The sequence below is a fragment of the Shinella sp. OV683 genome, assembly GCF_057787725.1.
In genome coordinates this window covers 474,312-493,830 of record NZ_CM173543.1, presented here as the reverse complement: position 1 = coordinate 493,830, position 19,519 = coordinate 474,312, and the positions used below count along the sequence as shown (strand labels likewise).

The window sequence follows — 19,519 nt, the reverse complement described above, 5'->3', positions numbered from 1 at the left end:
CTATCCATGTTGACGAATTCGAGCGGCCTGCCCTCGGCAGTTGGCTCCGTTGCGCCCACCGGTCTGCATGCCCACATCAAGTCGTTACCGTTTCTCGGCCGACTGACGTGTGACCGCACGACACTGACGGCCGGCGAATGGACCGAACTGACGCTTACCTATGAGATCGGCGGGGTCGGGCTTGCCGATGGCGCATGGCTCAAACTCGCCTTCAAATTCTATTCGGACTGGGCACTGTTCCAGACTTCGGATCCCACGGGCGCCAATTATGTCTCGGCGGAATATCATGCGCGAGCGCTGCTGGCGGGCCAGGGTCCGTCGACCGTCAGGGCGCTGAAGGTGCGGTTCGACCAGAAGGGCCATGAACGTCCCTTCCAGAAAGCTGTGATCATCGACGTGGTTGATGGCTATCTCAATGCCGGTGACCGTATCGTCATCCGGCTTGGTGACCGGCGGCAAGGCGGCGCTGGCACGCGTGTGCAAACCTTCGTCGAGAAGAACTTCCGTTTCCGAATGTTCGTCGATCCGCTTGGCAGCTCCAAATTCGCCGAGGTTCCAGGCGATTGCGCCCTCGATATCGTTGCCGGCGCGCCGCATGCGGTCACCCTCATCGCCCCACGCCTGGCCGGCCCGGACCAGACGCTGCGGGTGCTCGCCCGCATTGACGACATTTGGGGTAATACCTGCCGTGACCGGCAGGTCGTCGGACAGCTTCTGTTGACCGGCCCGGATGGAAACGCCCGGAAAGAGCGTCTGACATTCGCATCGGACGGCTGGACGGCGACACAATTGCAGCTGTCGCTTGGGCAAAACGGCGAATGGCAACTGCAGGCGGAAGCCGATGGCATAGCGATCGAGCCGGCAACTGCCTATGTCCAGGTCGAGCCAACCGCGGGCGGTCTGCATTCTTATTATGCCGATCTTCACGTGCATTCCGAAGACACAGTCGGCACCAACGACACCTACTACAATCTCAGCTACGGCCGCGACATCGCCGGCCTCGATGTGGTCGGCTATACCGTCAACGACTTCAACATCACCGAAGCCAAGTGGAATGAAGCGGTCGGGTTGATCGGCGAACTGAACGAGCCCGGCCGCTTCGTCTGCTATCCCGGCACCGAATGGTGCGGCAATTCAGCCGCCGGCGGCGATCGCAATGTCGTCTTCCTGCGCGACGGCAAGCCCCGCTTTCCCTTCGACGAACAGGGGCGCTCCGTACGCTCCTTCGAATGGAACGAATTTACAGCCGGCACGATCCGGCCGGGCGTCTGGCCGGTGGACGAACTCTGGGCCGCCTATGAAAATGACCCCGAAGGCCATCTGCTGATCCCGCATGTCGGCGGCCGCCGCTGCATCTTCGACTGGCATCACCCCGAACTCGAACGCCTGACCGAAATCACCTCTGCCTGGGGGCAATTCCACTGGAACTACATCGATGCGCTAAGCCGCGGCCACCGGTTGGGCGCATCGGCCGCCAGCGACGAGCATCAGGGCCGCTGCGGCGGTGGCGCACCGGCCACCGCGGTGTTCGGCTCGCGCGGTGGGCTGACCGGCGTGTTCGCCGAAACGCTCGACCGCGCCTCTGTCGGCAAGGCTCTCAGGGCGCGGCGCACATTCGCCACGACAGGTGAACGCAGCTCTGCCAGCCTGCGACTGGGCGAGAGCTGGATGGGAGAGGTCGTCAACGCCGACCTCGCCCATCCGCTCGTCTACCGCTTGCTGGGCGACCGGGGTTGGGAGGAAGTCAGCCTCTACGATGCCGATCGCCTGATATGGACGCGTAATCTGCACAGTGAGGCAGGCTTTTCGAACCGGCGTGTACGCGTCAGGTTCGGCGGCGCGCGCGTCAAGGACCGCTATCGTGCCGCTTATTGGCAGGGCGAGATCTCGGTAACCGGGGCAGCACTCCTCGGCCATGACGGCATCGGGTTTGACCATCCCGAACAATGTGCTTGGCGAAAGGACGCGACGACTGTCGGGTTCAACTCCGCCACCCATGGCGATGTCGATGGCGTGGAACTATCGCTGTCGCAACTCGCCGGCAGCCGCATAGAGATCCGGACCGACCTCTACGGCTATGTCAAGGTCGGCGACCCCTTGCAGCCACCACCGCATGTCGATGCACCTACCGCTCGACTTGTCGTCTCCGGTGACGAACTGCTTGCCTCGGGAGCGGTCTCGCTCGACATTCCGGGGGTCGAACTCCGGCTTATAGTCGAGCAAATCACCGAAGCCGCACTCCCGCGTGATCTCGGCGGCGAGATCGACATCAGTGCCTTGAAGCTGGAAAAGGGACGTGAACACCCGCTGTTCATCACCGCCCGACAGATCGATCAGTCGCGCGTCTGGACGTCGCCGCTGTTTCTCAATCTGTGATCGGATAGCGACTTGTTGGGCGCGGCATTGCCGCGCCTCACCGTTCCGCGCTTTTAAGAAGAGGAAGCCTGTATACGGGGCCGCACCTTCCGATAGCACGGCCACTGCAACCAGACGAGCATGTTCATGGGATCGCGGCCAATTGTCATTTGGCCGGCGCGTCCGTCTTGGCAGCCAGGAGGTGAGCGAGCTCGATCGGGAACGGGAATATGATCGTTGAGCTGTTTTCTCCGGCAATGACATTCAACGTGCTCAAGTAGCGCAGTTGCATGGACAGAGGTTGCCTGGCCAGCATTTCGGCTGCTTCCACCAGCTTCGCCGCGGCCTGCTGCTCACCCTCGGCATTGATGATTTTCGCGCGCCGCTCACGTTCAGCCTCCGCCTGGCGGGCGATCGCACGGATCATCGATTCGTTGATGTCGACATGTTTGATCTCGACATTGGCAACTTTTATGCCCCACGCATCTGTTTGGGCATCGAGCATTCTCTGGATATCTTCGTTGAGCTTGTCGCGTTCCGCGAGCATCTCATCGAGATCGTGCTTACCGAGCACCGAGCGCAACGTCGTCTGGGCGAGTTGGCTCGTGGCTGCCATGAAATCCTCGACCTGAATCGTCGACTTCTCCGGATCGATGACCCTAAAGTAAATCACCGCGCTGACGCGAACCGAAACGTTGTCATGCGAGATGACATCCTGGCTGGGGACATCGAGCACGCGCGTGCGCAGGTCAATCCGCACCATTTGCTGCACGTAGGGAACGAGCAGGATCAATCCAGGCCCCTTCACGCCGGTAAATCGGCCAAGCGTGAAAACGACCGCCCGCTGATACTCCCGCAGAATCTTGATCGCGTTCGCCAGGATGACCAACAACAGGACAACCGCGACGATATAGAAGATGAAACCTCCGAGCATGGTCATGTGTGCTCCTCCCTGCCTTCCGAAGGTCGCCGATCCTTGCGGGCATCGCGGGCGACCTTGAGCGTTAGCCCATCCCTAGCAATCACCGTTACGTCGTCTCCGTCCGTGAGCGGTTCGGCGGAGACGGCGCTCCAGCGCTCTCCATGGGTGACAACGTAGCCGGTTGTGTCGGCCCAGCTGGAAACTTTACCTGAAATGCCGATCATCTGTTCCGCACCTGTCACGACGGCGCGCCGGCGGGCGGCGAATGCGAGTCGAACGACAATGAGGCTGAAGACGAGAGCCGAGATGCCGATGCCAACCAGGACTTGTCGGCTCACTTGCAGATCAGGCACATCCGTATCGAAAAGAATAGTTGCGCCCAGGACGAGCGCGACCGCGCCACCAAGGCCCAGGACCCCGAATGTCGGCGTATGCGCTTCCGCGACAAGCAGAGCAACCGCAAGCACGATGAGACCGACGCCGGCGTAGCTGACCGGCAGCATGGCCAGAGCATAAAGACCGAGCAGGAGGCATATACCGCCGACTGTCCCCGGTATCACCGCTCCCGGAGTAAGAAACTCGAATATCAGGCCGTAGATACCAATCATCATCAGGATGAGTGCGACGTTCGGGTCGGCGATGACCGACAGCAGCCGGGTTCTCCAGTCAGGCTCGATGTTCTGGACGACGAGACCGGTCGTATCGAGCCTTATGTCCGTCTCTCCTACTCGTACCGTGCGACCATTGGCTTGCGCCATCAGGTCATCAACAGTGGTTGCGGTGAAATCGATGACTTTTTCACGTACGGCAGCGGTCGATGAAAGGCTGGCTGCGTCGCGCACCGCCTTCTCTGCCCAGTCGGCATTGCGATTGCGCAGTTCGGCCAGCCCCCGAAGATAGGCAGCCGCGTCGTTCACTGCTTTGGCCTCTCCGGCGTTGCGCGGCTGTTGTTTCTTACTGTCGCGGCCTTGGTCGTTGTCTTCTCCGCCGCCGCCGAGAGCAATGGGCGTTGCGGCGCCCAGATTGGTGCCCGGCGCCATGGCGGCAATATGGCTGGCATAGAGAATGTAGGTGCCGGCGCTGGCCGCGCGAGCGCCGCTCGGGGCAACGTAGCTCGCGACGGGCACGGACGAGGCAAGGATTGCGCGAATGATGTCCCGCATTGACGTATCAAGGCCGCCGGGAGTGTCCATTTGCAGAACGACCAGCGCGACTTTACGCTCGTTGGCCAGCTGAATACCGCGTATCACATAGTCAGCGGAAGCCGGGCTGACGGCGCCATTCAAGCGCAGCAACAAAGCGACACGCTCCGAGCCCGTTGTCGGTACGACGGAAAACAGGAATATCGAACCCAAGATGAGTGCCAGAGCGAACATTCGGATTGCTTGTTGGCAAAACCTCCGGGGTCGCACGATCACCCGATTAATATTCATAATTCCAAATATACGCCAGAATTGCCAAAAGAATAAGAGAGAAGTTTCCTGGCCAGCTGCGGCTGTCGCAACGCACAAAGAGGACAAATCGTATAGGAACCAGTCTACGCTACTGGGTTGCGTAGATGCTGGGCCTGCAGCCGATGGATCAAATGGCTCTTGCCTCATCGGCCGTCAGCGCGCGCTCTCGCGTGCCGGAAACGATGATCTCCAGCACTTCATGCTCGTCCGTGTTCTTGACGTAGCGGTCGCCGACATACTCGCCGCGCTTGAGAACCATGACACGATCACCCACTGCAAAAATGTCGACAAGGCGGTGTGAGATGATGATTTGGGCAACACCTTGCTTCTTCAGCTCCAGCATGGTTTCGAGCAGCCGTTCGGTCGCCATTACGGAAAGGTTGGCGGTCGGTTCGTCGAGGATCACGACGCGCGGCTCGAACGAGATCGCGCGGGCAATCGCAACAGACTGCTGGCGGCCGCCCGACAGGCTTTCGACCTTCTGATAGACAGAGTTCACATCGACTTTGAGGCGTTTCAGCACGCTGTCGGCTTCCGTATACATCTTCCGCCGATTGACGAAGGGGCCTTTGAGCGGCCAGCGGCCAAGAAAAATGTTCTGGCCGACGTCCATGTTTCCGCAAAGCGCGAAATCCTGGTAGATCATCTCGATGCCAACGTCGCGGCTCTCGTGCGGGCTCTTGAAGCGCACCGGTTGCCCGGCAACCAGGATATCACCCGCATCGCGTTGATAAGCTCCGGTCAGGATCTTCATGAGTGTCGATTTGCCGGCCGAATTGTCGCCGACCAAGCCAAGAATTTCGCCTGGATAGAGCGTCAGATCGACATTACGAAGCGCCTGCACCGCTCCGAAGGCCTTTTGGATGCCTCGCATTTCCACTATCGGTTTGGACGAAGTCGCGTCAGCCATGGCCGCTGCCCAGTGTTGGCGCACCTCTTGCGAGGCGGGCACGTAGGAGTCCGAAAATGTTGGTCTGGCGCACCCATATGTCGATCAGCACCGCTACGATCAGGATGACGCCGACAAAGACATTGATCCAGTGCTGCGGCATGCTGAATCCCTGGACGTTAAGTTGCAGGAGCGCCCGCACGAGCGTAATGACGGCCGCACCCGCAAGCGCACCGATCATGGTGCCGTAGCCACCGAAGATCGACGCACCGCCTATGATCACGGAAGCGATGGCGTCAAGCTCACGAAATTGGCCGGCAACCGGGTTGAAGCTGCGAAAGTAAGCGACGTTGATAATCCCCGCCATGCTGGCGCAGAGCGCGGCCAACATCAGCGAGACGAACCGTACCCGATTGGTGTTGATGCCGGCATAGGCAGCAGCACGGACATTGCCGCCGGCAGCGCGGACCTTCCATCCGAACGGTGTATAGGCGAGCACGATGCCGGCGATCAGGGCGACGAAAAACATCCAGATCGTCTGGACGCTGACGACCTCGGCTACCGTACGAATGATCCCCGGTGGCAACGAAAGGCCAAAATGGAGGAGAACATCATTCACCTTGCGGCCCAGCAGGTTGTAGCCCTCGGGCCAGCCGGTCAGCTGTTGTCCTGCTACGAACCAGGCCGCGAGGCCCCGGGCAATGTAGAACATGCCGAGCGTTGCGATAAAGGCAGGCAGTTTGAAGCCGACTGTGACGATGGCGTTGACGAATCCGGCGGCCGTTCCTGCGAGCAGGCCCATCGCGACGGCGGTGAGCGGGTCGGCGCCGAGCACCTTCAGGAAATAGGCTGCTGTGCTACCGGCAAGGGCGAGCACCGCACCAACCGAGAGATCGATATCGCCGGCTGCGATGACATAGCTGAGGCCGACCGTAATGAGGGCCAGTTCCGTGTAATTGAGCAGGATGGCAAAGGTGTTGGACAGGTTCCACCAGTAGTCCGGCCTCAGAGCGAGGCCCGTCAGCCACAACACAGCCGTCAGGATGATGGCAAGTGCGTCGCGGCGGGCGAGAAACTTGCCGAGCCCCGTGGCCGACAGCGCCGTGTCGGTCACCATGGCCCCCTTGGTCTGCACGCCCTCAAGCGCCACACCGCCCATCTCGTAGGCTGGTGGCGATGGCCGGCCGCGCAGCCACGCCCAAAGCCGGGCCGCGACCTGGCGCCGGATGAGGAGAGGCTCGATGAGCACGGCGACGACGAGAAGGAGACCGAGGAAAACCAGCACGGCGCCCGCCGGCAGGGTGAACTTGGCGCCGACTGCAATGCTCTCACCGTCAATGACGACGATGCGTGTGATCGGCCAACCTTCCCGCAGCACCTTGTCGATCAGGACGACGACGGCAGCGCCAAGGCACGAGCCGATCACACGCCCGCGCCCGCCAAGGATCGATGCGCCACCGATAATGACGGATGCGATAACGGTAAGCTCCCAGCTGACACCGTAAAGAGGCGTCACACCCTTGTCCTGCGCAGCCGACAGGAGAGCCGCAAGAGTCGCGCAAAGCGATGACAGCAGATAGGCGCGAATACGCACCCAGCGTGTACGAATGCCGGCATAGGCTGCCGCCTGCTCATTTCCCCCGGTGGCGAAAGTCTCATAGCCCCAGCGGGTCTTGGCAAGCACATAGGCCCCGACTATGGCGACGAGGAAGAAGATCGCGATCTGGTTGTTGAAGCCGAGAGCATTCGTCTCGCCCAGGTGGAAGAAGAGCGGATAGTCTTTCGCCTTGTCGGAGTAATAGATTGCCTGCCCGTGTGTGAGCGCAAGCACGAAGCCGCGACCGATGAAAAGCATCGTCAGCGTGGCAATGAACGCCGGCACTTTCAGGATGGTGACAAGCACGCCGTTGACCAGACCAATCCCCGTACCTAGCAGCACGCAGAGGATCGCGGACGCAGTGATGCCGAAGTCGAGAAAGCTCGACGCAAAAAGCCTGGCGAAGACCACGGCGACCAGACCGTAAGTCGAACCGACCGAGAGGTCGAGATCCTTGTTGGCGATGACGAAAGTCATTCCGACCGCGATAATCCCCACACGGGATGTGTCACGCAGCAGCGCATGAAGGGCTTCCGTTGAACCGAAGAAGGCAGGATTGACGACGACCCCGCCGAAATAGAGCAACGCAAGGAATATTAGCAGTCCGGCCTCCCAGCCGCCGAAGAGCTGAGGCGGCGCACGGCCGAGCGATGTCGTCGTGGTAAGCGCCATGGGGTTCTACCGGTCGTTCCTTGCCCTTGCGATGCAGGAGGGCTCGCGCCCTCCTGCATCGATTCCAACCATTTCAAACGAAATCAGTTCTCGAAGCGCTTGCCGACATTTGCGACCGTATCCTTCGTCACGAGCTGGGCGCGCGTGTCGAGATTGGCAGCCGCGATGCCGCGATCGATCTGCAGATAAAGCTGCATGACAGGCCAGAAACCCTGCAAGAAGGGCTGCTGGCCGAGCGAACCGGTCAGGTTCCCGGAAGCGATGCCCTCCTGCTGTGCCGGACCGAGGTCGAAACCAAAGGCACAGAACTTGCCGGTCCGCCCCATCTGAGCGACCGCCTTAACGAGCGGCGGCGTAAAGACGTTGTTGGCCGTGAAGGCGCCGACAACGTCACCACGGGACTCGAAGAGCGAAACAAGTGCATTGACCGGGTCGTTCGGGTTGGTGTCGATACCAACATTCTCGGGGCCAGCGTCAACCTTGAAGGCGTCGATCTTGCCCGCGTCCTTCAACGTCTTGACGATTGCATTGAAGGCGGCGGTGACGCGGTTGTTCACCTCGATATTGCCCATCGCTGTGGAAGACGGCAGGACGATCGAGCCGCTGGTCGCACCACTGGCGAGCACGCAATTTGCGAGCGCTTCGCCGCCGATTGCCGCAGCAGATGCGTCCTGGCCGGTGTGGCTGATCGCGTTTCGGTGCAGTATTGTGCCGTCGAACGAGTTGGTCGTGGCGATCGGGATGCCAGCCGCTTCGGCGGCCTTGACGATGTCATTGTAGGCGCCGACCTGTGGCGTCGTCATGATGATCCCGTCGATGGTCGGGTCCTGAACGATCTGGTTCAGGATTTCGATTTCGCGGGCGGGATCATCCACCGGCGATTCCGAGCCGAGCAGCAGGATCTTGGCGCCGATCATGTTGCCGGCGACAGTCGCGCCGACATAGACAGGGTCAAAGAACCCGTTGCCCGCCGTGTGCGTCACGATCGCAAAGGTCAAATGGCCGTCAGCCGAATGGAAATCCTTCGTGCCGGGGGCTTCCTTTGCGGCTTCCTCGAAATTGTAACCGCCAACCGCTTTCTCGACGCTGCCCGATTGTGCGAATGCCTGTGGGATGCCGAGCGATAACGCCGCGGCCGATGCCACGTACAACAATATCCGCTTCATGATTGGTCCTCCCTTGAAACCAGGGACGAAAGCCATTCGAGCGCGATTTATCGAGAGTGGGGCCGAAGACTTCCTCCCATTCGCTAATAATCTGCGCAATTCTGGTTCAAGTAAACGGAAAACCACTCATACTTGCGAATTTGTTCGTTTTAAAAGCGTCCGATAACCGTTTTTTGAATGGCGGATACTGAGGCACAGCGTTGCATTCGTAATGTGGTCAACACCTCAATTGAGGCGCGCACGCAGGTCGGAGATGCCTTGTGCTTGGGCGGTGAGTACGTTCAATGCATCACCGAGGCCTTGCGGAGTAAGCCTTTGCAGAGGTTCACCATAGGCGACGCGGATGGTGCCGAAGGGATAGGGAAAGCGGAAGCTATCCCAGGTGTTGAAGGTTTTGCCGCGCGCCGGCCACGCCGCGCAGGGGATCAGTGGCAGGCGCGTCAGGCGGGCGATTTCGGTGGCGCCTTCCTTGGCAATGCGGGCGGGGCCGCGCGAGCCATCGGGTGTGATGTAAAGGGAATAGCCGTCACGTGCCGCCCGGACGAGCATGCGCGCACCTTCGATGCCGCCGCGACGGCTGGAGCCCTCCACAGCGCCGATGCCGAACCATGTGGCGATGGTGCGGATGAGGGCGCCTGCCCGGCTGGCAGCGATCAGGGCAAGCAGCTTCGGGGGATTCGGACGCGTCATGAGGGGCAGCATGAGGATCTGCTGGTGCCAACTGGCCAGTACAACCGGCCCATTGGTGAGCGGTACGGGCAGGGATGTGACCACGTGCACTCGGCTGGTGGCGAACACGAAGTGCATGTAGCCGGAAAGGACCGCAGCAAGCGCGCGGACGGTCGCCGGGTGGTGGAAAAGCTTCTTCATGCGAACACAACCTTCGTTGCCAAGCATTGCCCATTAATCGCCTTATTCTAAAATGGCAGCCTTTTCAATGTCAAATGGGTCAGCGGATGACCGCCTCGCGGCAAGCTGGGGGTCGGAAATGGTCGTAAAGGACAACCAGAAGCCGCAGACGCTATCCTGCAAAGAAACCTGTCAGGTTCGTTTAATATAATGAACTGGCCTTCCTGAGAGGAGAGGATCAGGACAGCCTCGCCCGGTGGGCCGCATCCGCCACCATGCACTGGCCGTCCATCCCTCGCCTGCGAACTCCTAACAGAAAAAGCCGCCCGGATTTTCATCCGGACGGCTCCTATTTTCTCGAATCATTCTACCCGTTAGCTGGGTTCGACGACACGCAACGCCTTGGCCTGGTCGAGTGCGGCCTGGCGGACGGCGTCCTGCACCTTCTCGAAGGCGCGGACCTCGATCTGCCGGACGCGTTCGCGGCTGATGTCGAATTCCGACGACAGCTCTTCGAGCGTTACCGGCTCTTCGCGCAGGCGGCGAGCCTCGAAGATGCGCTTTTCGCGATCGTTCAGCACCTTCAGCGCATTGTTGAGCAGCGCGCGGCGGGTGTCGAGCTCGTCCTGCTCGATCAGGATGGCTTCCTGGCTTTCGTGGTCATCGACGAGCCAGTCCTGCCACTGGCCGGCATCGCCGTCGGCAGCCTTGATCGGCGCGTTCAGCGAAGCATCACCGGACAGGCGACGGTTCATCGAAATCACTTCTTCCTCGCTGACCTTCAGCTTGGTGGCGATCTCGGCGACCTGCTCGGGCTTCAGATCGCCCTCTTCGATCGCCTGGATCTTGCCCTTCAACCGGCGAAGGTTGAAGAACAGCCGCTTCTGGTTGGCGGTGGTGCCCATCTTCACGAGAGACCATGAGCGCAGGATATACTCTTGAATTGCCGCCTTGATCCACCACATAGCATATGTGGCCAGGCGGAAACCCCGATCCGGCTCGAATTTCTTGACCGCCTGCATCAGGCCGACATTGCCTTCGGAAATCACTTCCCCGATCGGCAGGCCGTAACCGCGATAACCCATGGCGATCTTGGCAACCAGACGCAGATGGCTGGTCACCAGCTTATGCGCGGCACCACGATCCTCATGTTCGGCATAACGCTTGGCCAGCATGTACTCTTCCTGCGGCTCAAGCATTGGAAAACGGCGTATTTCGTCTAAATATCTGTTCAGGCCGCCTTCTCCGGCGGTCAACATCGGCAATGAACTACGGGCCATTAAGCACCCCTCTCTGTCGGCTTCCTGTGCGGCAAGCCTCTTGGCCGGGAGTCCCCCCGGCCCACATGTGTCATTTATGGTGTTGCTGCGGCGCTTTCAAGGCCGACAGTTCACATTTTCGTGAAATATAAGATCACCTTACTAATTTTTCTACAGGGGACGCTTCAGCGCCTCGACTAGCGCGATCATATCATCCGGCAAATCTGACTCGAAACGCATGACCTCGCCGCTGCGGGGATGCTCGAACTGCAGGAGATAGGCATGCAGCGCCTGGCGTGAAAAACCGGCAACCATTGCCTTGGTCTCTTCCGGCAGAAGGTTGACCTTGGTGCGGAACGCGCCGCCGTAATCGGGGTCGCCGATCAGCGGGTGATTGATATGAGCCATATGCACGCGGATCTGGTGGGTACGGCCGGTTTCGAGATGGCAATGGACGCTGGCGGCGAGCGCCGTCGCATCCGGTCTCTCATGATAACGCTCGACCACCTCATAATGGGTGATGGCGTGGCGCGCATCCGGCGCGGTCGACGAGGTTACGGAACGACGGATACGGTCCCCTGCCCGGCCAAGCGGCGCATCGATCGTGCCCTTGTACGGTCGCGGCAGGCCCCAGATCACCGCATGATACGCGCGTTCCAGTGCAGTCGTCTTGCCATGGTCGGCGAATTGCTCGGCCAGACCGCGATGGGCGATATCGTTTTTGGCGACGACCATGACACCGCTGGTTTCCTTGTCGAGCCGATGGACGATACCCGGGCGCTTGACGCCGCCAATACCCGAAAGGCTGTCGCCACAATGGTGGATCAGCGCATTGACCAGCGTGCCTGTCCAGTTGCCGGCGCCGGGATGCACGACCAGACCGGCAGGCTTGATGAGCACGATCAGGTCCGCATCCTCATAAAGGATGGTCAACGGGATATCCTCGCCCAATGGTTCCGGCGCATCCGGCTCCGGCAGGGTGATCTCGATCCGGTCGCCCGGCTGGACCTTGCGCTTGGGTTCGGTGACCGGCTTGCCGTTCAGCGTGACATCGCCACCCTCGATCAGCGCCTTGACGCGATTGCGCGAAAGCTCGCCGTCCAGCACCTGCGCCAGCCATGCGTCGAGCCGCCCGGAAGCCGCCTTATCAGCAACCAGGACTTTTCCGTTTGCATCGCTCGTATCGTCTCCATTAAAGGAAGCTGACATTCACCCATGATCCAGTTCAGGAATTGACATGACCAACCCGAATTTCCCCGATGACGTAGAAAAGCCGCTCGATCCGGCCGTGGAGAAAATCCGCCGGAAGATGGTGCGCCTGCTCGTCATTTCGAGTTCGGTGATCGTTTTGGCTCTTATGGCGGTCCTCGGCTCGATTGTCTACAAGGCCAAGAAGAATTCGGCCGCCGCCGAGGTCCCTGCGCCCGTCTCGCAGGCCGCCATCACACTGCCGCAGCAGACCATCACGCTGCCCAAGGGGTTCACGCTCGAATCCACCACCGTCGATGGCAATCGCGTCTGGTTCATGGGCACGGTCGAAGGCAAGCACCTGATGATCGTCCACGACATCGGCACCGGCAAGACGCTGACGGAAATCAGCGTGATTGCTCCATAGCCAATGCGCGACGACCGCTTCATCCGCATCACCGACCCCGCCGACCCGCGCATTGCAGGCTTTGCCAACATCCGGGAACGCGATCTCAGGCGCAATGAAAGCCGCTTCATTGCCGAAGGCACGGTCGTGCTGCGGATGCTGGCGGAAGCTGACAAGCGCCCACTCTCCGGCTTTTCCGCCGAAGCGGTGCTGGTGCTGGAAAACCGCCTGGATGGATTGAGCGACGTTCTCGGCGCCTTTCGTGGGGATGTGCCCGTCTATATCGCCGACAAGGCGGTCATGAATGCCATTGCCGGCTTCGACATTCACCGCGGCGTGCTGGCACTCGGCGTTCGATCGACAGAGCAGACAGCGCAGCAGCTCCTGGCATCGCTGCCCGAAAACGCGCTGGTCGTGGCAGCCGCCGGCATCGCCAATCATGACAATATCGGCTCCATTTTCCGCAATGCCGCAGCCTTCGGTGCCGACGCGGTTCTGCTCGATGGCGAATGCTGCGATCCGCTCTATCGCAAGGCGATCCGCGTATCGGTTGGCGCGGTGTTGAAGGTGCGTTATGCGATAACGCCTTCGACCGCGGATCTGATCGGAGCCCTGCATGGCAACGAGTTCGCCCTCTGGGGCCTCTCGCCGCGCGGCGAGACCGATCTCCGCAACATAGGGGCATCACCACGAATGGCGCTGCTGACTGGCACTGAAGGCGAAGGCCTGCCGCAAGACATCATGGCCTCGATCCACACCGCGCGCATCGCCCAGGCGCCCGGCCTCGACAGCCTGAATGCCGCGACTGCAACGGGAATTGCGCTGCATGCCATCGCCTCCGCTATGGGACGGATCTAAAGCATGCTGTGCAAAACTCGTTTGTCGTATTTTGTACGTTCGACGACAGTGATTGAGTTTGAGCACAGCCTCCGCAACCCTCATTCCTGTGCTTGTCACAGGAATCCAGCGCACTCAAGCCCTTGAGTGCAAAAGACTCTTTCGCGCCGCCGACGCGACGCTGCTGGATTCCCTGCATGAAGCAGGGAATGACGGAGGATAGATTTGCGCCTGAAAACAAACTGCGATTGCGGCTACCTGCCGGAGCCCTTCATGGCTAATCGACTATTCCTGGTGCAGGAGTTTGGAGGCGCGTTCGGAAAGTGACACGCGTCCACTCTGGCTCTGGCCCGGCTTACCCGAGATCATCGAACGAATGGGCGAGTTGGCACCCTCCTTCTGCGCGACGATAGCGATCATCTTGGCGGCGATGTCGGCGAGTTCGCCGCGCAACGCGTCGTCGTGCGCAGTGTCGTTCAGATTGACCAGCATGTCGGCGGCCGCAGTTGCCTGCCCGCGCACGTCATCGATGAGTTCGCTGACCCGCTCGTCGGTGATGATTGCGGTCGGCATGGGATGAGCCACGGCCTCGATGGTGCCATCTGAATTGGCTGCAGCATTGCGGATACGCGTCGAGGTCACCGGCTTTGGCGCATTGGCACGCATAGTGCGGCTCGCCTCGCGCGCTTCGGAGCTGACGCTCTTCAGCCGTTCCTTCAGCCGGTTGATCTCGCTGATCCGTCTCTCGATCACCGTATCCTTGTCGACGCTGCCGGACACTTCTGTGTTGAGCCGGTCTTCGAGCCGGACGGCGCGGTTTTCCTCGCGCGCCAGCTTCAGCTCGGCATCCTTGGCCCGTGTGGTCATTAGCTTGAGTTCGCCGCGTAGCGCCTCGCGCTCATCGCGGAGCGCGTTGATGCGGGCCCGGAAGCTCTCCGCCTCGGTGTCGCGTGTGACCAGGTCGATCTTGAGAGTATCGATATCCATGGTCACCTGCTGCAAGCGGTGCAGCAGTTCGTCGATACGGCTGTCCTTGAGCCGCTCGGAATGCTGGGTGGCGGACAGGTCCTCATGCAGCCTGCCGATCTTCATTTCCTCGCTGCGCAGGCTGGCGCGCATTTCGCCGGCCTGAATGGTCATCTCGTCCATCTCGTTGCGCAGGTCGACATTTTCGCCATAGAGCCGGCCAGCTTCCTGCGACAGCACATCGTGCTTGACGGAGAGATCGGCGGCCTTCTGCCGTTCCAGGCGGAGGTCGTGGCCGGTGCGGGCGACGGACGCGGCCATCTCGGCGCGCACCATGTCCTTCTGGGCCCTCAGTTCCTGGGGACTGACGGGCATCGTCGCCACGATCCGGGCTTCGGTGAACTTGACGATGCGGCGGTGGATGGCAGGTGCGAGGAGCAGACCCACCAGGATGGCGGTCAGAAATCCGAGCCCGAACAGCAAAGCATATTCTATCACGACAAACCTGCAGATCTAAGCACCGACAAGGAAACGCACGGGATGGCAGAAACGATGCTCGTTTGCACCAATATATCCTTGAGGCGTTAAAGCATGCAGCCGTGCCTGTCGCAAGTTACGTGGGGAACAGGCACGGTCAATTTTTGGATGTGTCGTTAATTTAGCAAATCTGACTATAGATCAGAAAGGGTTCCAGGTGGCGCGGCGGGTCATCTTGAGATAACCGACATTGACGCCCAGCCGGGCACCGACGCCGGTACGGATCGGCACGATCACCACATTGTGGCTCTTGAGAACCGTCATGCCGAAGCCGGCAACAACATAGGCCTGGCCGGAAATGCCGCCGAACCGCGAATAGGCAAGCTTCACATCGGGCAGGTTATAGACCAGCATCATCACGCGGCTGCCTTCGCCACCGTAATCGATGCCGAGCGATGGGCCTTGCCAGAACATCGAATGCTGGCCGGCATTCTTGGTATAAAGGTCGCCCTCGCCATAAGTCGCGCCGGCGATGAAAGCACCTGCGGCTTCCTGGCCGAGCACGTAGCCATTCGGCAAGCCGTATTGCTGGAATGCCTTCTCCACCACCTTGGCGAAGCCGCCGGTCGTCGAGCCGAAGAAGCCATGGCCGGCATCGACGATCTCTTGCATCGTGTATTGCGCATTTTCTGCTCGCGCAGGGCTGATCGCCGCGACCATGAGCCCGACAAAGGCGAGCGCGATTGCAAGGAATTTTGAAGCGAAGCTCGTGTTCACACGCATTTTCGGATCCACCCCGTAGCTTTTGGCGCTTGCAAGCCGATCACGGCATTGAAAAAGCCAACCAAACTGAATTAAGTGCATTGTGAGCCGATCCGATTAACAATCGGTTTACCAAATGTGGTGTCATTATGGCAACCATAGCATTCCCGACGCTTGCCGCGATTCTCGTGTCTCGCTGTCGTGATTTGCCCGTTTATGCAACGACACGTGCGCTGGCCGGACCGCCTTGTGGCCCGCGTCACCAGGAGGACTAAATGGCTAAGAACCCGAATCTGACCCTTGAAGGATCCGATCTCGCTGCATTGCTCTGCAGCCGGGTTTGCCATGACGTGATCTCGCCGGTCGGCGCCATCAACAATGGTCTGGAACTGCTCGACGAAGGCGGCTCCGATGCTGACGCGCTCGACCTGATCCGCACCTCGGCGCTCAATGCTTCGGTCCGCCTCAAGCTTGCCCGGCTCGCCTTCGGTGCGTCCGGCTCTGTCGGTGCCTCGATCGATACCGGCGAGGCCGAAAAGGCGCTGCGCGATTATGCCATCGCCGAAAAGAAGACCGAGATCACCTGGAGCGGCCCGCGCGCCATCATCGCCAAGAACCGCGTCAAGCTGCTGATGAACCTCTTTCTCGTTGCCTACGGCTCGATCCCGCGCGGCGGCTCGATGGATGTCATCCTCGAAAATCCGGAAACCGACGCAAAGTTCACGATCACCGCCAAGGGCCGCATCATGCGCCTGCCGCCGAAATTCCTCGAAATCAATTCCGGCCATATCGAGGAAGCCATCGATGCCCACACCATCCAGCCCTACTACACGGTGATGCTGGCAGACGAAGCGGGCTTCGTGCTGACGGCGACCCAGACCGACGAAGCGCTGGTCTATACGGCCGAACTCGGCGGTACCGAATAAGGACAATACCTCGCACGTTCTGAAACATTGAAGTACCACGTCGATACACGCGGTAAGAAACTGTTATGCTTTCTTCTTTACTTTGAAAGGGAGAGCAGAACGTGCCGCGATGCGGCAACGAGGACCAAATGCCCAACGTGCTTATTGTCGATCAGTCCGACGCCATCTGCAAGGTTTGCAGCCTGATCCTTGCCGAATTCGGTTTCACCGCCCGGGAAGCCTCGGGCACGCTGGATGCGCTCGTCCGATGCCAGGCAGAGATGCCCAATGTCGTCATCGTCGATTCGAGCCTCGATGGCTCGCTTGAGCTCGTGCAGAACCTGCGCATGCTGCCGAACAGCCAGTTCCTCAACATTCTCTACAGCGTCTCCAAGGCCGACCTGCGCACGCTGATGGCGGCGAAGAACGCCGGCGCCAACGACGTCGTGCTGAAACCTTTCGACCGCAAGGCGCTGCGCGAGGTCTTTTCCAGAATCAAGATCTCGGCCGCCGCCTGAAGCCACGGTTTCCACCGTCTGCACATGCAAAAAGTCCGCCCCAATCGGGACGGACTTTTTGATTTGGCGAGTTCGCCGCACTGTCGACGTATCACTTGGCGGTCGTCGCGGCCTTTTCGATCAGATCGGCAACGGCCTTCGGGTTCGAGACATAGATGGCATGGCTTCCGGGAACTTCGACCACGGTGGAACCGGCGCGCTTTGCCATCAGACGCTGCGCTGGCGGCGGGATCATGTGGTCATCAGCGGCGACGAGGTAGTAGCTCGGCTTGCTCTTCCAGGCCGGGTCGGTCACGGCACCGGTGAGCGCTTCGACACCCCAGGGAACCTGCGAGTCAGCCATGAAGGATGCGGTCTCGGCATCCACATCGCCAGCGAACGAGGCGGCGAACTTTGCCTTGTCCAGCATCAGGAAGCCATCGACCGGCGGCAGGATCGGCGGAACAGGCGCGCCGGCTGGCGGATTGGCGATCAGGGAAGAAACCGACTCTCCCTTGTCGGGGGCGAAGGCAGCGATGTAGACCACCGACTTGACCTTCTCATTGGTGCCGGCTTCGCTGACCACGACGCCGCCGTAGGAATGGCCGACGAGCACGACGGGGCCGTCGAGCTGGTCGATGGTGCGCTTGGTGACCGCAACGTCATCGGCAAGCGACGTCGTCGGGTTCTGGACGATGCTGACATTGTAGCCGTCGTTCTTCAGGATGTCGTAGACGCCCTTCCAGCCCGAGCCATCGACAAAGCCGCCGTGAACCAGGACGATATTCTTGACACCGGTCGGTTGGGCAGCGCCGGTGGTGGCACCGGTAGCGGCCATGACGATCGAGGCGGCGGCAGCGAGCAGGGAATTCTTGGTCATTTGCGTAACTCCTTTTGGGTTTGATTTCGCGATAATCATTATCGCGATATGCATTTGATAGGCGATATTTCGGCCGCTGTCTAGTTTTTTCTTATCGCAATAATCATTTTTGTGATAATATGCTGAAAACGTTGCAACATAATTTCGGAGAAAGCCATGCCAGACACCCCCACCTTGCCGCTCGACAGCCAATTGTGCTTCTCGATCTACTCGACCGCCATCGCGATCAACAGGGCCTACAAGCCATTACTCGATGACCTGGGGGTAACCTACACCCAGTATCTAGCATTGAGCACCCTCTGGGAACACGATGGACTGAGCATATCGGTAATCGCCGACCGCCTCGGGCTGGAGCCAAGCACCATCACTCCCGCCGTGAAACGGCTGGAGGCAGCCGGCTTCGTGATTAGAAGAAGAAGTGCTGTGGATGAGCGGCTTGTCGAGGTGTTTCTGAGCCAGCAGGGAAAGGAGCTGCATGCAAAGACAGGATGCCTCACCGACACACTTCTGCGCCGCTCGGGCTTCACGGTGCCCCAGATGATCGACCTTAATGAAAAGGTCCAGGCACTGCGGGATGGGTTGGCCGCGAACGGTAACCCTGGGTGACCCCAAAATGAAAAACCCGCCCCGATGGTTCGGAGCGGGTTCCTGCAGGTCTTGTCGAAGGCTAAAGGCTTACGCGGTTTCCATATATTCCGCTGTATCCGGCTCGCGAAGCACGTAACCGCGTCCCCACACGGTTTCGATGTAGTTCGCGCCACCGGCCGCTGCTGCCAACTTCTTGCGAAGCTTGCAGATAAACACGTCGATGATTTTCAGTTCAGGCTCGTCCATGCCACCATAGAGATGGTTGAGGAACATTTCCTTGGTAAGCGTGGTGCCCTTGCGGAGCGAGAGCAACTCCAGCATCTGGTATTCCTTGCCCGTCAGGTGAACGCGCTGACCGCCGATTTCGACAGTCTTGGCATCCAGGTTGACGATCAGGTCGCCGGTGATGATCACCGACTGGGCGTGACCCTTGGAGCGGCGCACGATCGCATGAATGCGCGCCACCAGTTCGTCCTTGTGGAACGGCTTGGTCATGTAGTCGTCGGCGCCGAAGCCGAGACCGCGAACCTTGTCCTCGATACCGGCCATGCCGGAAAGGATGAGGATCGGCGTCTTGACCTTGGACAGACGCAGGGTCCTGAGCACTTCGTAGCCCGACATGTCGGGCAGGTTAAGGTCCAACAGGATAATGTCGTAGTCATAGAGCTTGCCGAGGTCGACGCCTTCTTCACCGAGATCGGTGGTGTAGACATTGAAGCTCTCGGATTTGAGCATTAGTTCGATGCTCTGCGCTGTCGCGCTGTCATCTTCAATTAGTAGAACCCGCATAAATTCATCCCCTTTTCCGCCGCCTTGAAAGGTTGCAAACTCCCCATCCGGCCAGGATCCA

18 protein-coding genes are annotated in these 19,519 nt (G+C 60.1%); 6 read left to right on the top strand and 12 right to left on the bottom strand.

Going from position 1 to position 19,519, the window contains the following annotated elements; genetic code table 11:
• Positions 1 to 6 precede the first annotated feature (6 nt).
• Complete coding sequence (locus tag ACXHRN_RS02390; RefSeq protein ID WP_488639752.1) at positions 7 to 2,376, top strand: hypothetical protein; 2,370 nt, start codon at positions 7 to 9, stop codon at positions 2,374 to 2,376.
• A 145-nt stretch (positions 2,377 to 2,521) separates the two neighbouring features.
• Here ACXHRN_RS02390 and ACXHRN_RS02385 read toward each other — a convergent pair whose 3' ends face one another.
• From ACXHRN_RS02385 to ACXHRN_RS02350, 8 genes are all read right to left on the bottom strand, one after another.
• Positions 2,522 to 3,295 (bottom strand): slipin family protein, encoded by a 774-nt coding sequence (locus tag ACXHRN_RS02385; protein ID WP_488639751.1) that lies wholly within the window; start codon positions 3,293 to 3,295, stop codon positions 2,522 to 2,524.
• Complete coding sequence (locus ACXHRN_RS02380) at positions 3,292 to 4,653, bottom strand: NfeD family protein (protein WP_488639750.1); 1,362 nt, start codon at positions 4,651 to 4,653, stop codon at positions 3,292 to 3,294. Before ACXHRN_RS02380 ends, ACXHRN_RS02385 begins: the two co-directional genes overlap by 4 nt.
• 205 nt (positions 4,654 to 4,858) lie before the next feature.
• Positions 4,859 to 5,641, bottom strand: coding sequence for an ATP-binding cassette domain-containing protein (locus ACXHRN_RS02375; protein WP_488639749.1), 783 nt, complete (start codon positions 5,639 to 5,641; stop codon positions 4,859 to 4,861).
• Positions 5,634 to 7,889: an ABC transporter permease gene (locus tag ACXHRN_RS02370; RefSeq protein ID WP_488639748.1), complete on the bottom strand. Its 2,256-nt coding sequence runs from the start codon at positions 7,887 to 7,889 to the stop codon at positions 5,634 to 5,636. Before ACXHRN_RS02370 ends, ACXHRN_RS02375 begins: the two co-directional genes overlap by 8 nt.
• 83 nt (positions 7,890 to 7,972) lie before the next feature.
• The gene (locus ACXHRN_RS02365; protein WP_488639747.1) at positions 7,973 to 9,055 is read right to left on the bottom strand and encodes a substrate-binding domain-containing protein; all 1,083 of its coding nucleotides are present in this window, start codon (positions 9,053 to 9,055) and stop codon (positions 7,973 to 7,975) included.
• Between the two features lie 225 nt (positions 9,056 to 9,280).
• Positions 9,281 to 9,925, bottom strand: coding sequence for a lysophospholipid acyltransferase family protein (locus ACXHRN_RS02360; RefSeq protein WP_488639746.1), 645 nt, complete (start codon positions 9,923 to 9,925; stop codon positions 9,281 to 9,283).
• Between the two features lie 353 nt (positions 9,926 to 10,278).
• A complete protein-coding gene (gene rpoH, locus ACXHRN_RS02355; protein ID WP_488639745.1) occupies positions 10,279 to 11,184 on the bottom strand; it encodes an RNA polymerase sigma factor RpoH in 906 nt (301 codons plus the stop codon).
• Positions 11,185 to 11,334: 150 nt separating this feature from the next.
• Positions 11,335 to 12,372, bottom strand: a complete 1,038-nt coding sequence (locus ACXHRN_RS02350; protein WP_488639744.1) for an RluA family pseudouridine synthase — start codon at positions 12,370 to 12,372, stop codon at positions 11,335 to 11,337.
• Between the two features lie 28 nt (positions 12,373 to 12,400).
• Between ACXHRN_RS02350 and ACXHRN_RS02345 the strand changes: the two genes are divergently transcribed.
• Positions 12,401 to 12,778, top strand: coding sequence for a hypothetical protein (locus ACXHRN_RS02345; protein WP_488639743.1), 378 nt, complete (start codon positions 12,401 to 12,403; stop codon positions 12,776 to 12,778).
• Positions 12,779 to 12,781: 3 nt separating this feature from the next.
• The gene (locus ACXHRN_RS02340) at positions 12,782 to 13,615 is read left to right on the top strand and encodes a TrmH family RNA methyltransferase (protein ID WP_488639742.1); all 834 of its coding nucleotides are present in this window, start codon (positions 12,782 to 12,784) and stop codon (positions 13,613 to 13,615) included.
• Positions 13,616 to 13,879: 264 nt separating this feature from the next.
• Here ACXHRN_RS02340 and ACXHRN_RS02335 read toward each other — a convergent pair whose 3' ends face one another.
• Entirely contained in the window at positions 13,880 to 15,058 is a 1,179-nt protein-coding gene (locus tag ACXHRN_RS02335; protein WP_488639741.1) for a hypothetical protein, read from the bottom strand.
• Between the two features lie 180 nt (positions 15,059 to 15,238).
• On the bottom strand, positions 15,239 to 15,820 hold the full coding sequence (locus ACXHRN_RS02330; RefSeq protein ID WP_488639740.1) for a DUF1134 domain-containing protein: 582 nt from the start codon (positions 15,818 to 15,820) through the stop codon (positions 15,239 to 15,241).
• Positions 15,821 to 16,074: 254 nt separating this feature from the next.
• Between ACXHRN_RS02330 and chpT the strand changes: the two genes are divergently transcribed.
• Together chpT and ACXHRN_RS02320 are read left to right on the top strand one after the other, a co-directional pair.
• Positions 16,075 to 16,725: a histidine phosphotransferase ChpT gene (gene chpT / locus ACXHRN_RS02325; RefSeq protein ID WP_488639739.1), complete on the top strand. Its 651-nt coding sequence runs from the start codon at positions 16,075 to 16,077 to the stop codon at positions 16,723 to 16,725.
• 128 nt (positions 16,726 to 16,853) lie between these two features.
• Positions 16,854 to 17,222 carry a response regulator gene (locus ACXHRN_RS02320; RefSeq protein WP_488639738.1) on the top strand — a complete coding sequence of 123 codons (369 nt, stop codon included), beginning with the start codon at positions 16,854 to 16,856 and terminating at the stop codon, positions 17,220 to 17,222.
• Positions 17,223 to 17,313: 91 nt separating this feature from the next.
• Here ACXHRN_RS02320 and ACXHRN_RS02315 read toward each other — a convergent pair whose 3' ends face one another.
• On the bottom strand, positions 17,314 to 18,039 hold the full coding sequence (locus tag ACXHRN_RS02315; RefSeq protein ID WP_488641806.1) for an alpha/beta fold hydrolase: 726 nt from the start codon (positions 18,037 to 18,039) through the stop codon (positions 17,314 to 17,316).
• A gap of 198 nt (positions 18,040 to 18,237) precedes the next feature.
• On the opposite strand from ACXHRN_RS02315, the gene ACXHRN_RS02310 reads away from it, so the two are divergent.
• Positions 18,238 to 18,687 (top strand): MarR family winged helix-turn-helix transcriptional regulator, encoded by a 450-nt coding sequence (locus ACXHRN_RS02310; RefSeq protein ID WP_488639737.1) that lies wholly within the window; start codon positions 18,238 to 18,240, stop codon positions 18,685 to 18,687.
• Positions 18,688 to 18,756: 69 nt separating this feature from the next.
• Here the strand turns inward: ACXHRN_RS02310 and ctrA are convergent, their stop codons facing one another.
• Positions 18,757 to 19,458 (bottom strand): response regulator transcription factor CtrA, encoded by a 702-nt coding sequence (ctrA, locus tag ACXHRN_RS02305; RefSeq protein ID WP_488639736.1) that lies wholly within the window; start codon positions 19,456 to 19,458, stop codon positions 18,757 to 18,759.
• Between the last annotated feature and the right edge of the window lie 61 nt (positions 19,459 to 19,519).